Origin of the sequence: Thalassospira marina (assembly GCF_002844375.1) — a bacterium.
Lineage (GTDB): Bacteria > Pseudomonadota > Alphaproteobacteria > Rhodospirillales > Thalassospiraceae > Thalassospira > Thalassospira marina.
The window spans coordinates 1,816,650-1,832,588 of record NZ_CP024199.1 but is presented as its reverse complement, the minus strand read 5'-3'; the positions used below and the strand labels follow the sequence as shown (position 1 = coordinate 1,832,588).

At 56.2% G+C, this 15,939-nt stretch carries 11 protein-coding genes; all 11 read right to left on the bottom strand.

Annotation, left to right across the window (positions count from 1 at the left end; all coding sequences use genetic code 11):
* Nucleotides 1–45 precede the first annotated feature (45 nt).
* On the bottom strand, nt 46–1,371 hold the full coding sequence (locus CSC3H3_RS08340) for a glycosyltransferase family 4 protein (protein WP_101266194.1): 1,326 nt from the start codon (nt 1,369–1,371) through the stop codon (nt 46–48).
* Nucleotides 1,358–3,550 (bottom strand): hypothetical protein, encoded by a 2,193-nt coding sequence (locus CSC3H3_RS08335; RefSeq protein WP_101284548.1) that lies wholly within the window; start codon nt 3,548–3,550, stop codon nt 1,358–1,360. Before CSC3H3_RS08335 ends, CSC3H3_RS08340 begins: the two co-directional genes overlap by 14 nt.
* Nucleotides 3,543–4,526, bottom strand: coding sequence for a glucose-1-phosphate thymidylyltransferase RfbA (rfbA, locus tag CSC3H3_RS08330; protein WP_101284547.1), 984 nt, complete (start codon nt 4,524–4,526; stop codon nt 3,543–3,545). The genes CSC3H3_RS08335 and rfbA overlap by 8 nt, the downstream gene beginning before the upstream one ends.
* Nucleotides 4,523–5,452: a dTDP-4-dehydrorhamnose reductase gene (gene rfbD / locus CSC3H3_RS08325; protein WP_157831865.1), complete on the bottom strand. Its 930-nt coding sequence runs from the start codon at nt 5,450–5,452 to the stop codon at nt 4,523–4,525. The genes rfbA and rfbD overlap by 4 nt, the downstream gene beginning before the upstream one ends.
* A gap of 10 nt (nt 5,453–5,462) precedes the next feature.
* Nucleotides 5,463–6,404 (bottom strand): hypothetical protein, encoded by a 942-nt coding sequence (locus CSC3H3_RS08320; protein WP_245881344.1) that lies wholly within the window; start codon nt 6,402–6,404, stop codon nt 5,463–5,465.
* Between the two features lie 14 nt (nt 6,405–6,418).
* Nucleotides 6,419–7,684: a glycosyltransferase family 4 protein gene (locus CSC3H3_RS08315; protein WP_101266201.1), complete on the bottom strand. Its 1,266-nt coding sequence runs from the start codon at nt 7,682–7,684 to the stop codon at nt 6,419–6,421.
* Nucleotides 7,681–8,928 (bottom strand): class I SAM-dependent methyltransferase, encoded by a 1,248-nt coding sequence (locus tag CSC3H3_RS08310; RefSeq protein WP_245881343.1) that lies wholly within the window; start codon nt 8,926–8,928, stop codon nt 7,681–7,683. The genes CSC3H3_RS08315 and CSC3H3_RS08310 overlap by 4 nt, the downstream gene beginning before the upstream one ends.
* Entirely contained in the window at nt 8,925–11,162 is a 2,238-nt protein-coding gene (locus tag CSC3H3_RS08305; RefSeq protein WP_101284545.1) for a glycosyltransferase family 2 protein, read from the bottom strand. The genes CSC3H3_RS08310 and CSC3H3_RS08305 overlap by 4 nt, the downstream gene beginning before the upstream one ends.
* Nucleotides 11,163–11,238: 76 nt before the next feature.
* The gene (locus tag CSC3H3_RS08300; RefSeq protein WP_245881342.1) at nt 11,239–12,090 is read right to left on the bottom strand and encodes a calcium-binding protein; all 852 of its coding nucleotides are present in this window, start codon (nt 12,088–12,090) and stop codon (nt 11,239–11,241) included.
* 389 nt (nt 12,091–12,479) lie between these two features.
* A complete protein-coding gene (locus CSC3H3_RS08295) occupies nt 12,480–13,862 on the bottom strand; it encodes an HlyD family type I secretion periplasmic adaptor subunit (RefSeq protein WP_101270959.1) in 1,383 nt (460 codons plus the stop codon).
* Complete coding sequence (locus CSC3H3_RS08290; RefSeq protein WP_101271127.1) at nt 13,859–15,640, bottom strand: type I secretion system permease/ATPase; 1,782 nt, start codon at nt 15,638–15,640, stop codon at nt 13,859–13,861. The genes CSC3H3_RS08295 and CSC3H3_RS08290 overlap by 4 nt, the downstream gene beginning before the upstream one ends.
* Between the last annotated feature and the right edge of the window lie 299 nt (nt 15,641–15,939).

The following is a 15,939-nucleotide window of genomic DNA, read 5'->3' as shown; positions in this document are numbered from 1 at the left end:
CGTGGTTAACGTTCCGGCCGCTTCAAGATGTGACAGGGGATGCCGTCACGCCCCGACCACGGATTGTTGCGGAGCCGCACCAGGTGCGGCAACGGACGGGCGGTTTTCAAGAACCCCCCGATACTGCGCAAGATGCTGTTCTGCGCATTCGATGTAGGTCGGTGCCCGACGGATCCCGTCATGCATCCGATCCCACAAAGTTTTGTCAGTCAGACATTCGATCAGGCGATCAGCGAGGTCTTCGGCACTGCCAACACGGAAATGCAGGCCGTTTACACCATCTTCGATTTTTTCGGCCATGCCGCCAATGTTACTGGCAATCATGGGACGCCCGTGGAAGAACGCTTCCTGAATGACGATGGGTGAATTTTCCCACCAGATTGACGGAATAATGGTCCAGTCCGCCATTTCCATCAAACGCGGCATTTCGCTGTTCTGATAGGCACCGTAAAACCGCACCCTTTCGCCGGCCTTTTCGATAAGGTCTTTGACTTTTTCCTGATAATCAAGGGGTTGACGATCGAGGTTGCCACCAAAGATCATCAAACGGGCATCATCACCCCAGATGGAATCCGGTACACGGCCTACGGCATCAAGCAGCACATCCGCGCCCTTGAACATCGTCAGCTGACCAAAGTACGCAAAACGTGCCCGGCGGGGCTGTGCCTTGGTCAGAGGACGAATGGCAGCCCGTTTATCGATATCCAGCCCGTTTTCAATGACCGACATTTTATCGGCATCAAGGCCCCAATCGATGAAACGATCCGCCAGGAACTGACTGGGCGACACATAATGGTCGGCCAGATCCAGCATGGATTTGATAAAGCGTTCGCGACGCAGGAATGCCGCCGGGGAAACATTCGGGAAACAGCCATTGCATTCAATGGGGCTGGCCCGGTTACACAGTTTATGCCCGCCGCTTTTGACCATCTGGCCATGGTTGTGGCACATGGTCAGGAATTCGTGGAAAGTAAAGAAAATGGCCGCATCCGGCAGGGCTTCGCGCACCGCATAGATGGTTTCCATTCCCAGCCCCAACACATGGTGAAAATGCACCACATCGGGGTTGTAATCCTTCACGAAACGCAAAAGGTCGCGATCAATTTCATCTGTGCTGCGGTTCGACAGCAGGAAATGGTCATAGTTTTCAGCGTGATAAAGAATTTCATTGTCTTTCTGGCGCAGGCTCATCAGGGCGGATGCCCCATGACGCGGCACCGGGTGCCCTACCCTTGCCAGATAAAAGCTCTCGACACCGTCGAGTTCATTCAATCCCTTGTGCAGGTTATAAGACCCGACTTCGGCCCCACCCAGCGACAGGCTGGGATGGCCATGGGAGATGACCAGCACACGCAAATCAGTCGACGGCATGATTGTGGCTCCGCAAATTTGAAACAACCAGGGACCAGCGGCGATCAAACGCCCAGCGGTCCAAACGATGCGAAAGTTCCTCCCAGGCGGGCGTGGACGTTATGGATTGTTCACTGCCCAATACTTCGACTTCCGGTAACCAGTAGGATGGCGTTCCGGCCATGCGCAATTTCAGCGCAATATCCAGCCCCTTTTCCGACGGGCCGATATAACCACGGGTAAAACCCTTAACATCGAGGAAGGCCAATCGCGGCAGGATGCAACATTCAACCGTGCCAGCGCTGACTTCGCAGGGTTCTGCGTCGCTTAGCACGGCGCGCGGATAACCCACATAACGGTCCGCCAGATATTTGCCTTCCGGGCCTTCTTCGATCCAGGTGCCCGCCCAGCGAACGGAATCATCTTCAAACAGGATGGTCGGGCAAACAGCGCCCTTGCTGCCGCGTTTGCGATACGCATTCAAAAGCGGGCTAAACCAGCCCTTTTCGCGCGGCAATACATGCACCGACATCAGGCAAACAGCATCGGATTTGGTTGCTTTGACGCCAACTTCCAGCGCGTCGCAAAAATCCTCCACACCTTCGGCAAAAACGAAGCGCACATTAAGCTTGTAGAACGCCGCCAGACGCAGCATGTCGCTGCCAACCTGATCAAAACTTTCGGCGGGACCCGCAATCACGATAGGCAGTTTGCGTGTTTCCGGGTCCAGGCCCAAAAGTGCAATGGTCACACCCATATCGCCAATTGTGTCATCGGCACCAACAATCAGGGTAACGGGCGCATTTTCATCGAAATTGCCAATGTCATGCACATCAATGGCAAAGGGGCTTTGCGCCGACATATTTTGCAACATCGGGCCAAACTGGCGTTCAATGCTGCTTGATGCCGTAACAGACCGTGGGTCAAGCGACGGCAAAACCCGTGAAAGGGCCTGGCGTGCTGATGCCCGGGTCGGATTAAGCGGACAATAGGCCGGGAAACTGTCGGTAATATTGAATTCCAGATAAATCGGCTGATCAGATGCCGGGGTATCCGTCAGCGGGCAAAAAACCAGAAAACCATGGCTGTTCCGCGCCGAATTCATACCGGCAAACATTGGATCATTGATGAAGGCTTCGGTCACATCCGGCCGGGTCTGGCGGGTCCAGCTATCGTCAATGCGAATGCTGTCCTGACCAACCCGAAGGTTGATTTCATTGACCCCACGGTCCGGGTCCAGCATCCAGCCCGAAACCAGAATACCACTGCCTTCAATTACCAGCGCAAAATCGATGCCAACACGAATGGGACGGTCAAGATCGGACACCGTATCGCGGCCATCAAAACGATGGGCGGCAAGCTGCATCTGTTCAAGGATATTATCGGGTGCCTTGACACGGCCCAGTACGGAACGGATATGTGCCGGTACATCACGTGGGGCAACCATCACACGCTGCTGATAAACCTCGATCCCGTACCAGCCATCCCGGCCCCGGAAATAAACGCGCTGCAGCTTTTCGGGCTTTACCACACGTTCGGTTTCCAAAAGGCCGATCACACCGGCTGCATCTTCGCCAAGGTCATCACGCTGGAATTCGGCACTGGTCAATTCGGCCAGAACCGGGCCATCCTCGATGGCGATAACACGGGTGCGGCCATGGGGAAAATTGCTGGACCAGCCCTGAATATAAAGTTCGTTTTCTTCAAGCCCGCCAAGGACTTCGACAAAACCATTGCTGCTTGCCGCAATACGGACCAGTGCGGCCACCGTGCGCAAACGCTTTTTGTTGGTTTTACCGGCCAGAAGGGCTTCGATCACGCCATCCATCACCCCGGCAAAGGACGCACCGGACTGATCGGCAACCGCCGATAAAATGGCTTCCAGGCCCTGACCACGGCTTTCGATTGCATATTCAGCCGGGTGGCCCGGGCGGCGAAACACCACCTTTTTCAAGCGCCCGCCACTGACATTTTTCAGTGGCAACAGGGCGATAAAGCCAAAGGCGGAATCAGCAGAACTGTCATTGCGACGCCAGCTGATCATGGATGCCTGGACTTTGGCGTCCGGCGACCCGTTAAGGTAAACATCTATCGTGGCAGGCATTGCACTGCCTACCCCGGCCATGAGGGCCAGTCCTTCGTCCACCAGTGTGGCCATGACGGTTGCACCGTCCAATGGCAGGCCTGAAGGCTCACTCATGCCCTGCTCTCCTGTTATGTGATGAACTGTAAAATGCCTGTTTTTCACGCGCGGTCACAAAACCGAACGCACCCAGACCATCCACCTCGACGCCAATGGCATTTCGGTCATTTGCACGCGCCATATCGTCCAGATAGCGGCCATATTCACTGTTGGCGTTAAAGCCCGCACTGCGCGTCATTTCATCGCGCGCGATCCATCCAAGGCGCCAGGCGGTTTCTTCGGGGCTGCCAATTTTAAGGCCCTGGCGTTCTTCGACCGAACATACAAACTGTGCAGCCTGCAACAGGCTGGCAGGCGTGCCGGTATCAAGCCATGCGCAACCACGGCCCAGCATTTCGACATTCAACATGCCATCCTCAAGATAGGCACGGTTAAGGTCGGTAATTTCCAGCTCGCCCCGGTGAGATGGCAAAAGGGCACTTGCGCGTTCCGGTGCCGTACCATCAAAGAAATAAAGCCCGGTCACCGCCAGATTTGACGGCGGATGGGACGGCTTTTCGATGATATCAAGCGGATTGCCATCGCCATCAAATGCCATAACGCCATAACGTTCCGGATCGCGCACGGCATGGACAAAAACGGTCGCCCCATCGTGGCGGCGGGTGGCAGCCTGCAGGCGCGCACCAAGATTATCGCCATGAAACAAGTTATCGCCCAAAATCAGCGCACAGGACGATCCATCCAGAAAATCGCGACCAATTAACAGCGCCTCGGCAATGCCATTGGGTTTATCCTGTTCGGCATAGGACAGGCGCACGCCAAACTGGCTGCCGTCGCCCAAAAGCGACATGAAAGCGCTGGTTTGGCCTGTTGTGGTAATAATCAGAATGTCACGGATGCCCGCCAGCATCAGGGTGCTGAGCGGATAGAAAATCATGGGTTTGTCCCAGACGGGCAGCAATTGCTTGTTTGTGGCATGGGTAATCGGCCAAAGCCGACTGCCGGTGCCACCGGCAAGAATAATGCCTTTCATGCGATTTTCCCCTCTGGAATGCCCGACTGCGTCAGGGTTTGGCGAATGCCTTCCTGCCAGGGCTGGCAGGGCAGCCGCAAATGACGGGCGATTTTGCTGCAATCAAGGACGGCAAAATGCGGACGGGCAGCGATTTCGCCCCGCTGTGCAGCAGAAACCGGCGAAACCAGGTCCCGGTCCACGCCCAAATGATCGGCAATTTCCGTTGCCATGTCATAGGGGCTGGCCGCACCAATACCGGCACAATGAAAGATACCTGCTTCGATGGCATCACCCTCGACAATGCGGTTGCACAAACGCGTAATGTGCGATGCCAGCATTGCCGCCGAAGTGGGCGAACCAAAGCGGTCATTCACGGCCGAAATCTGTTCACCACGGGCCAGTTTGTCGGCCATGGCATGAACAAAACACCGACGATGACGACCATGTAACCAGGCGGTTCTCAAAATCACTGTTTCAGGGGCTGACATGCGCACGGCACGTTCCCCTGCCCGTTTTGTTGCGCCATACCAATTGACTGGTCCGGTTTTGTCGCTTTCGAAATAAGGGGTTGAACCCTCACCTGAAAAAACAAAATCGGTCGACACATGGATCAGGCGCACACCCATGTCAGCCGCGACTTCGGCCAGAAGGCCCGGCACATCCGCATTGATCTGGCGTGCCTCTAACCGAAGGGTTTCCGCACCGTCGACATCGGTAAATGCTGCTGCATTCACCAGTACCGCCGGGGGATGAGCTTTTATCGCGTGCAAGAGTGGCGACAGTTCGACCAGATCAAGATCATGACGGGGCGGTGCAAACAGGGAAATGCCCTGCTTCGCCAATTGTGCGGCGCATTCCTGCCCCAATTGGCCACCTGCGCCCAATAACAGCACATATTTGCGTACCGGCAGGTCGTAGATCGCGTTTAACGGGTCTGTTGTCATCACAGCCGCCTTACCAAACGATTGCGCCAAGGGACAAACCACCGACCAGGCCAACCAGAACGGCCAGCAGCAGCAAGGGCGTGCGCAAATCATTGCGGTGCTTGTCACTTAGCACGGCAAGGCGTTCATCAAACCCGCCCAGTGATTTGTCAAACCGCACCAGAAACACTTCAAGCTGTTCAACACGGCTGGCCAGTTCTTCCTGCCCGTTGCGCACAAGGCGGACACCCGCCTCGATACCATCATCGGCAGATGCCAGTTCATCCATGCGTTTGGAAGAATCGATCAGGCGTTTGGCGGCTTCGCGCTGGCCGTTTTGCAAAATATGCTGCGCAGCAAGAAGACGGTCGAGACGATCAAGAATTTTGCCCAGTGGCGCATTCATCGCCGAATGGGCGGCCTGTTCTGTTTGCGACGGAATACGCAATACCGTTTCGGCACCGGTTTCCGGGGTGATAGCAACCACGCTCAGGCTGTCAGCGGCAGCGAGGGCGGCTTCGGGCAATTCAATTTCAAAAGCATGTTTGCCGTTGCCAATGCCGTTGCGGCGCAAATCAATGCGTTCGCGATCCGCCTTGACCTTCAACAGGGTGTGGCCATTCATGCGTACGATAACGTCAACCTGCGCATCGGGCCGTTGCGGGCACCAGACCCAGCCAAACAGGCGTTCGCGATCAATGGCGTCAACATTGCCTTCCAGCACCGGCGGGCCGTCGGCCCTGGGCTGGCCCTGCGCATTTTTGGCAGCCTGGCTTTGGGCCGGGGTTGCACCCTGCCGTGCGGCAGCGGCCTGTTGGGGATGGGGTTTGGCCGCGGGTTGTGCCGCCTGGGATTTGGCGCTGGCAGCGGCGGCCGGGTTTGCGGCCCCCTGCTGCGCGGGATTGGGCTGTGCCTGCGCGGACGGATCGGCAGACGGGGTCGTATCCTTGGTCTTTTCCTGTGCAACTGCCATGGAAATCTCCTTTTTCAGGCCGCGACGAAGTCAGGCCGGATCAGGTTACGAAAACGCGAAAGATGGGTGTGGGCGACATCGTCGATATTGGCCGGGGCGCGCACATTGCCCGAAAGCTTCTTCCAGAGTTTCGGGTTCGTGGCGCAATCGGCCATCGTGCGGGCCAAAGCAGCAGGGTCATCGGGGCGCACATGCACGCCATCCATCCCATCGCGGACCATTTCGGCCATGCCGCCAATATTGCTGGTGATTACCGGGCGGTTGTGCTGAAAGGCTTCCTGAATGACCAGCGGGGCATTTTCCCACCAGATCGACGGGGCAACCACCCAATCGACCGATGCCATCAATTCGGGAATATCTTCGCGATCATAGGCGCCAAGGCGCACCACACGGCTGGTGGTCTGTTCAAACAGGCGATCGATTTTCTCGTTAAAGGCCGCTGTCTGGAACGGCGCGCCGCCATGAATGCGCAGTTCAAATTCAACATCATCTTCGATCAGCTTGCGGGCGGCAGCCAGCAGTACATCGGCCCCCTTCCAGGGGTTAAGATTGCCAAAATAGCCAAACACATTGGGCATGCCACCCGTGCCATGTTCGCGACGACGCACCGCACGAACCGCCGGGCGACCATTATAGATCACCTCGATCCGGTGGGGGTCGATGCCCCATTCGATATAGCGTTCACGCAGGAACCGACTGGGCGACAGGAACAGGTCAACGGCGCGCAAATGATTGCGGATATTGACCGATCGCATCGCAAACTGGTCCGGGCTAATCCCGGTCAGGCCGCATTTATCGCCTGAAACATCAAGCGACTGGTAACGCTGGCGGGTTTCGCGATGGATCATCAGGCCGTCATGCGGGCAGATCTGGTAATAGTCATGCAGGGTCATGACAATTTTGCAATCGGGCAAAACCCGGCGGATCAGCATTGGCAATTCAATGCCAAACAACACCAGATGGTGGATATGCACGATATCCGGGCGGAAATTTTCCAGAAGTTCGGTAATCGCCGGAACGACAGCATAAAGGTCGGTCTGGGACATATTGAAACGGTCAAAATGACCAGCCCAGAACAGCAATTCGTCATCGCTGTCATTTACCGCCTGAAAACTGGTGCCGGGACGACGTGTGCGATGCACATCGTTGGTGGCCCCCACGAACAGGGCTTCGCACCCTGCCCGTTTATAGGCCCCAAACAGGTCATGGGCGAAAATTTCAGTACCACCGGGATGCAGGTCAGGATGATTATGGGCAAGGACCAGAATGCGCGGGTTCATTTGCTGCTCCTGCGTGGTTTCTGGGCAATAAGAATATCCTGATAGTGCGGGGATTTATCGCCGTGCCAGGCCCCAAACCCCTTGCGCAGCAAGGCAAAACCGGCCTTTGCCAGCACCGATTCAAGATAGCCTTCATCAAAACCGACAGCGGCCATCGGGTTTTCACCGCGCAAATGCCAGCAGGGTTTGTCCTTTTCACGGACAAGGCCGCTGAGGCGCGGGTCACATTTGGGGGCGGCCAGTTCTTCGGCATTGCGCACGATAAAGGCCGTCATAAACAGGCGGCCACCGGGGCGCAGAACGCGGAAAATTTCGCTGCAATACCGTTCGACTTCGGCCGGGGGCAGATGCGTTGCCACCGAAACCATGGTGGCGAAATCAAATTCTTCGTCCTTGGCAGGCAGTTTCCAGCTATCGCCCGCAACCTTGCCTTCGGGATTATAAAGTTCGTTGGCAAGATCGACGGTCTGGAACCGGAAATCCCGGTAAACCGGGGTAATGGTTTTCTGGCACCATTTCACCCCGTCAGCGACCGGATCAATACCAAGATAACGGGTTTTACCGGGCACCAGATACTGGGTTAACGGCACTGCCATACGGCCGATGCCCGACCCGATATCAATAACACTTTCGGTCGGCTTTAACCCGCCAAGGCGCACGAAATGCCCCAGAAATTCGGCACCGATGGCAAGATAGTCACCATCACCGACAAATACTTCGTCCTGGGTCGGGGTCGGTAAAAAGCGGTTCTGGGCGATCTGGCGACAAATGGCACCAAGATACACTTCCTGACGTGGCGTCAGATTGGCAAAAGACGATGATTTGCGCCCTGCCCGGCCTTTGGCTGCCTTGGTATCCTGTACGTCGTCGTCACCATCAATATTTTCGCCCAGTGACGTATCGGGAATAAGCAAGCCGCTATCGGCATCGGCCTGGGTGGCCCCCTCCTTGGCGGCGGGCGGACCGATAGGGGCAACATCGGACATCTGCGCCGCCGCCTTGGCCGCGCGATCTTTTGGCGCGGAATCCGCCCCGGAGGATGCTTCGTTTTTCTTTTCCGCAACGGTCGCTGCTGCTGCAGGCTTTTCCGCGCTGGCCGGGGTTACCGGTTTGGCCGGTGCCGGGGTTGCAGCCGGTGCCCGCATGATGCGAACAGAGGGATATTCGGATGTTTTTTTGCCAGCGTCGGCAACATTACCGGTGCTTTCGGGACGGTGGCCCGGAATTGCAAGAATACTGTTCATAATACGCCTCGGCCCATCGCAGGTTCGGCGGCCATTTGCGGCACACCCTGCATTGAAAATTCGGTCATCTGATCGTCCCAGCGGCGGGCATGCAGCCACGCGTTATATTGCGTTGCAACACCGCGCATATAATCGGAATGGGTCGAAATAGACTTGCGTTCGAAATGGTAAAGTTCGGCATCGGGCACATAACGAATGTCAAAGCCCTGGGCGCGGATTTTCAGGCAAAGATCACTGTCTTCGTAATCCCCGATGACGTAATCCTCGCTAAAGCCATCCACATCCTCGAACACGCCACGATGCAGCAGCATGCAGGCACCCGTAACGGCAGGAACAGAACGTTCGATGCAGGCATCACGATACTGGCCTGGCATGCCTTTGTAATAATGGTGGTTTAACCACTGGCCACGTTCATTGCGGGCGAAATACATACCGGCATGCTGCAGGGAACCATCTTCAAACAGCAATTTGGGGCCAACGGCGGCAACATCCTGTTCGCCGCCCATGCGCGTTGCCATGGTGCCGAGCCAGCCGGTCTGATGCGGGATGATATCGGAATTCAGCATCGCCAGCAGATCGGCGCGCGCAACGGACGCCCCGCTATTGCAGGCCCGGGCATAACCGCCATTGCGTGCCATGATCACCAGACGCAGCGGCACGCCATACAGCAGATAAAGCCCGCGCAAAAGATGTTCGGTCTGTTCGGCCTGTTCCGGGCTATCAAGCACGTAAATCAGTTCGCAATGCTGGGATATCCAGGGATCACAGGCAAAGGCACCGATCTGGGCACGCAGGAAATCGAGCACCCGGTATAGCGGCACAATAATTGATACCGACGGGTCGCTGCGCTGTTGCCCGATATCAATAACGGTCGGCGCGCCGATGCTACCCAGCAATTTTTGCTGCACATCACCAATCACCGGGGCCAGGCAGTTTTCCATGATATCGTCATTCAGGTGCTGCGGCGGCACGGCACGCAGAATGCGCGCGCGGGCTTCTGCCGGGTCGGCAGGCTGTGCGGTTGGCACCATCAAATGGCGACTGCCCGATGTCAGGCGCAAAATGCTGCGTGGCTGAAGGATCGGCACCTGGCTTTTGATTTCGGGGTGAAACCCGACAAAACCGGTGGCAGGAACGGTTTTTTCATCCTGCACGACAGAACCGGCATAACGGTAAAAATGGTTTTCAAAGGCGTGTTCGGTGCCGGTATGGTCCAGCACATCCACCCCGCCAACCATTTCAACCGGATCACGATACCAGCCGCCAATCAGCGTGCCGCGTGCCGTGGTTACGGCAAGGTCAACCTCGCCCGATGGCAGGCCACCACCGCCGGTAACGCGCTGTGCAGAAAGCGGGCAACGCAGTTGAAATTCCAGGGCGGCCTTGCGCGATGTTGCATCACCGCGCGCCAGGGCATCAATCGCATATTCGCGCAAATCGGCGTCGGCCTTGCCCTGTGCCAGCCACCAGCGCGACAGCGACGGCAGGTTTGGCCTTGCATCAAGCTGACGAATGGCAAGGGCGCGGCTGCCGGTAATGACCAGAAAGGCGCCGCCTTCCAACCCGTTGCTATCAGCAATAAAAAATGTCTGTTTGGCCCCGTTCGGGGTTTCCCGGCCATGATGGGCGGTTTGCGGCAACCGCCAGAAACCGGTTTGTGAAACCACATAGGTGCCTTCAATGTCGCCAAAGGCGGCAGGCAGTGTGGTTGCAATCAGCATCTGCTTTTCAGACAGGCGGGCAACCGGCTGGGCACGCTGCGGTTCGTCTACGATCCGCGCCACCAGGCGGTTAAGGGCCTGTGTATAGCTGCGGCTGCGCCGCATCCGGAACATGCTTGCCCACGCGCCCAGCATTGCCGACAGCAGCGAAAGCCGCCCGGCCGGGGTCACATCATCAAGCAGCATGAAGGCATCGACCGGGTCAAATTCGCCATCCGGTTCGATGGTAATTTCCTGCTGGCGGCCCAGTGAACCGGCCTCGGCCAACAGGGAAAGCGGGCTGTCTTTGGGTTGCGGAATAACGCGCAAAAGCCGCGTTCCACCGCTGCCCAGCGGCAGGCGCAATGTCGCCTGCGGCGAAATCTTTCGTCCGTCGCGTGCCTCAAGTTTGGGAACGGTCCACAAACGGGTCGGCAGGTTCCAGATCAGAATCAATGTGTCGGGGGTCAGCCGGCAGACCTCCGGCATGTCGCCAGACAACTGTCTGTCATCAGACGTGGCAAGTTCAAGCATTTGGCGCCTGTACCCTTACAAATGAAACGATGAAAATGGGATGTCCGCAGCACGCGCTGCGAACATCCCGACGTCGTTACTGAACGTTGAAGAAGTGGTCCGGATGATCCTGGACGTCGTCGACATCAACGTTGTTAAGGGTGATGGAGTCACCATTGCCAAGGTCAACAACGGTATTGGCACCATCCTGCGTTGCACGTGCTGCAACGTCATCGGCCGAGGAAATATCGGTGTCGTTAATGCCCTTGGAAATCGAGAGCATGTCTTCACCCACCTGGAAGTCGAGGACAACATCGTTGCCGCCACCACCAGAGAAAACAAAGTTATCGTGGCCTGCACCACCGACGAGAAGATCGTCGCCAGCACCACCATTGATGACGTCGTCACCGGCACCACCCATCATCAGGTCGTTACCAGCACCGCCATTCATCACATCATCGCCCTGACCGCCGAGCATGACGTCATTGCCGTCACCACCCTGCATCAGGTCATCACCCTGACCACCAAGCATCTGGTCGTCACCGGCGCCACCAAACATGATGTCGTCACCGGCACCGCCCTGCATCAGATCATGGCCATCGCCACCATCCAGCAGGTCGTCGCCTTTACCACCTGACAACAGGTCATCATCAGCTCCACCGAAAAGCTGATCATCACCATGACCGCCAAACAGCATGTCGTTACCGCTATCGCCAAGCAACTGGTCGTCGCCCGACCCGCCAAACAGAAGATCGCGACCGGCGCCACCCAGCAGGGCATCGTCACCGGAACCACCAAACAGGTGGTCATCGCCTTCTTCACCGAACAGAACGTCGTTCTGCCCATGTCCAAACAGGGTATCGTCACCGCCGCGACCAAAGATCACATCGCTGAAGCGCGAGCCGAGAAGCGTATCGTCGTAGGCGCCGCCTTCGAGAGTTGCCATCATATCCTCCTTCTTATCCCGTTTCGGGTTTCGGTGTGACTAGAGGCTGGCCGTTCCCTCAGGAACGTGTATCGCCTTGGAAACGGCCACACACGAACCCTATATTCTTTTGCTTTTTGATAGGAAGTTATTATCAAGGTATTATTGTGGCGATATTATGTAGAGATCTGATTTTTACATTATTTTACTTGGTTTCTTATTTTTATTATTTTCCAATATTTAATCTACATTTGATTTAAATTTTGAATCACTATGCGACAAAAAAAGACCAGCCTTTGAAGGGCCGGTCTTTTGATTTGGTACACGGGTTGGAAAAACCAGCAATCCTGCGGGTTTGGGGCAGTGAGATGGGCATCCCTGCCCCGCCCCAACCCGGGATTTCAAGGACCTGATTAATCCTCGCGGAAGGCGCGATCCATGCTTTCGGCGATCGGATCAAGCAGATAATCGATCGCGGTGCGCGGCTTGTTAAGCACCAGAATGTCAGCGGGCATCCCCGCACGCAGTTTGATATCGGGGTGTTTTGCCAGCTCGTCCGGGTCAATTTTGGCACGAACGACATAATAGGATGAATCACGCTTCTCATCGACGGTCTGATCAGCGTCGATATAGCTGATTTTCGCCTTAATTGGCGACAGACGACGCTGGTTATAGGCCGTCAGGCGCACCTGGGCATCTGCCCCCATATTGACCGCATCAATATCGCGGCGGTTAATCATCGCCTCGATCTCAAGGGGTTCTTCATCGGGTATCACATCCATTATTGGCTGTGCCGGGCTGATAACCCCGCCAGGCGTTCTGATCTGGATATTACTGACGATCCCTTCCTGCGGGGAACGGATTTCAAGGCGCTTCAGTACATCATCCTTGGCGGTAATGCGCTGGTTAACGTCATTAAGGGCCAGCTGGGTTTCCTGAATGGATTTGGCGATATCGCTTTGCCATTCCATTTCAATTGATGCCAGTTCAATCTCGGCCCCGGCCTTTTGCTGTTCGGCCGCAGCACGCTGTGCCTTGAACTCGCCAGCATCGCCGACCAGATCGCTCCAGTTATTTTCAATTTCCACAAGCTGGGTGCGGGTTGCATAGCCCTTGGAGGCCAGCTCACGCACGCCATCAAGCTGTTCTTTCACCAGTTTCTGCTGATGACCACGAGCCTGGATCTGGGAATCGAGGGCTTCTGCCTCGGCCGAGAACTGCTTGATCTGCTTTTCCTGAGCATCACGCTTGGCGGTGTAAACCTCGTTGCGTTTGTCAAACAGGCGTTTTTCATCGCTTAGAATGTCGGAAACATAGGTTTCCTTCGATGACAGCAGGTTTTCGGGAAAGGCGACGGTTTTATCGCCATTCTGTTCGGCCCGCAGCCGGGCAAGCTTGGCCTGAAGGCCGTATTTCTCGCCGCGAAGCTGTTCAAGCTCGGACTGGGTTCGGGTGCCATCAAGCAATGCCAGCGGCTGGCCCTTACGGACCCGTTCGCCTTCATCAACCAGCAGCTTTTTAAGAATACCACCTTCAAGATGGTTCACGGTTTTCTTGCGCGAATCGACAATCACCGAGCCGGATGCCACCGCCGCACTATCAAGCTGGGCATTAAAACCCCACAGCAAAAAGCCACCGAAGCCAATGATAATTACCAGTGCCCCGGCAATCATGGGTTTGCGCAGGCTTTGTTTGGATGCTGCCCGTTCTTCAGCCAGCACCTGGTGCCAGACCGGTTGCGGGGCATCAGGGTTGATCACATCACCCCGTTCATCAAGGTTGATTACGCGATTCATGCCGCACCTCCATTTTCCAGCTTGCCGCCATTGGCAACATATTTACGGGTGGAATCCGGCAGGGATTTTACATCGTGGCCCTGTTCGGTAATCGCCTGGACCACATCGGTACGCTCGCCAAACTGCTTGATGCGCCCTTCCTGAAGGACCAGCAATTTATGGGCATAGCGCATAATGGACTGGCGATGCGCAATCAGCACGACCATCGCCCCATTTTCCGATGCCGCCCGAATGGCGCGAATAAGCGATGCTTCGCCTTCGGCATCCAGGTTGGCATTGGGTTCGTCCAGCACCAGCAGACGCGGCCAGCCATACAGCGCACGGGCAAGCGCAATACGCTGTTTCTGCCCGCCTGACAGGGTATAACGGCCCCCGCCAATTGGCGTGTCATAGCCCAGCGGCATACGGCCGATCATTTCATGCACACCGGCAGCACGCGCGGCATCAATCACCTTGCGCGGGTCGGCATCGCGCATGCGGCCAATATTTTCACGGATGGTCCCGTTCAGCAGCGACACCGACTGCGGCAGATACCCCACCATGTCGCCAAAAGACCCGCGTTCCCACAAATAGGTGCTGTGCCCATCCAGATAGACACCGCCCGCCGTAGGTTTGGCCGCCCCGATAATGACCCGCGACAGGGTTGATTTACCTGCCGCCGACGGGCCGATCACACCCAGGATTTCGCCGGGATTGATTTCAAATGAAAGGCCCCTGAGAACCGGCACATTATTGCCAGCAACAGCATAGACCAGGTTATCAACCACAAGCGGCCCCTCGCTGCGCGGGGTGGGTTCAACCTCGCGTTCGGACTGGCGCTGTTCAAGGATCTGGCGAATGCGCTGCCATGCCGACATGGCATTGACCCAGCCACGCCAGTCACGGGTGACATTGTCAAACGGCAGCAGCAAGCGGCCCATGATCACGGTGCCACCAATCATGGCACCTGGCGATGTTTCACCCTTGATCACAAGGGCCGCACCCATTGCCAGCACACCAACCTGCAGGCCATAACGCAGCGACCGTGTCAGGGCATACATGCCCTTGCCGCGCGCATTGGCGATATCAAGCAGTTCGGTTGTGTGATGCTGGGCCGAACGCCAGCGCATCGCAAGCGCGGGCATCATGCCCATGCCTTCGATGGCCTCGGCATGCGGGATGCTCGACCCGATATCAGCGATGTTGCGCAGATTGGCGTCATTGGCCTCTTTGGTGACCCGGCGCGACAGCAAATCACCCAGCAGGCTAAGCCCGACCAGCATGATGACGCCGATCACGCCAGCCAGCCCGTAAAACGGATGAAGCGCAAACATGACCCCCAGAAAAATCGGGGCCCACAGGGCTTCAAGCGGGGCGCCAATGGTGTTGCCGTTAATGAAGGTCCGAAGATCGGCCAGATCGCGCAGAACCTGCGTGCCCGGCGTCGATCCTTTTTCCATAGAAACACTCATGGCCGCGGCAATGGCCGGCAGGTTTAGGCGCCGCAACAATGACTTCGCCATTTCCTGAAAGGTCATGGCACGAATGAAATCCAGAATGCCATACAGAATGATGGCACCCACGGCGATCACCAGCAAAAGCTTCAGGGTATCGATGCTTTGACTGTTAATCACACGGTCATGGACCTGCAGCATGAAAAGCGGCACGGTCAATTGCAGGACATTAATGAAGCCACTGACGATCCCGGCCCAGGTCAGACCGCGTACGAACGTGAAACGGGCTTCGCGGATCAATGTGGGCGCATCAAGAGCGGGGCGTGTTTCCAGCCGCGCTGTCATGGCGCTTTTCGCGCCTTTTGACCGAAATTGCATCCAATCTCATCCAATTTGTAAAAAGTCATAGTTTTTCCGCAATCTGCTCACATAGTTGCGAAATCATGATGCAATAAAATAAATCGAAATATGTCGATCTAATGTTCATGATTGGACACTGTAAAAACACAAATCAAAGAAGTATACCGAGGACAATAACTTGGAAAATACTTCAAAATTTTGAGCAAACTACAGGAAGGATTGGGCGTGTCGAAAAGAGTTACAGAACAACGTCCTGTTATCTTCCGAAAACGATTGGTCGATGC

Bases quoted from the DNA above. Each gene is read 5' to 3' on its own strand.
- CSC3H3_RS08340 (WP_101266194.1), bottom strand. From the start codon at position 1,371: ATGCCGTCGACTGATTTGCGTGTGCTGGTCATCTCCCATGGCCATCCC.
- CSC3H3_RS08335 (WP_101284548.1), bottom strand. From the start codon at position 3,550: ATGAGTGAGCCTTCAGGCCTGCCATTGGACGGTGCAACCGTCATGGCC.
- rfbA (WP_101284547.1), bottom strand. From the start codon at position 4,526: ATGAAAGGCATTATTCTTGCCGGTGGCACCGGCAGTCGGCTTTGGCCG.
- rfbD (WP_157831865.1), bottom strand. From the start codon at position 5,452: ATGACAACAGACCCGTTAAACGCGATCTACGACCTGCCGGTACGCAAA.
- CSC3H3_RS08320 (WP_245881344.1), bottom strand. From the start codon at position 6,404: ATGGCAGTTGCACAGGAAAAGACCAAGGATACGACCCCGTCTGCCGAT.
- CSC3H3_RS08315 (WP_101266201.1), bottom strand. From the start codon at position 7,684: ATGAACCCGCGCATTCTGGTCCTTGCCCATAATCATCCTGACCTGCAT.
- CSC3H3_RS08310 (WP_245881343.1), bottom strand. From the start codon at position 8,928: ATGAACAGTATTCTTGCAATTCCGGGCCACCGTCCCGAAAGCACCGGT.
- CSC3H3_RS08305 (WP_101284545.1), bottom strand. From the start codon at position 11,162: ATGCTTGAACTTGCCACGTCTGATGACAGACAGTTGTCTGGCGACATG.
- CSC3H3_RS08300 (WP_245881342.1), bottom strand. From the start codon at position 12,090: ATGATGGCAACTCTCGAAGGCGGCGCCTACGACGATACGCTTCTCGGC.
- CSC3H3_RS08295 (WP_101270959.1), bottom strand. From the start codon at position 13,862: ATGAATCGCGTAATCAACCTTGATGAACGGGGTGATGTGATCAACCCT.
- CSC3H3_RS08290 (WP_101271127.1), bottom strand. From the start codon at position 15,640: ATGACAGCGCGGCTGGAAACACGCCCCGCTCTTGATGCGCCCACATTG.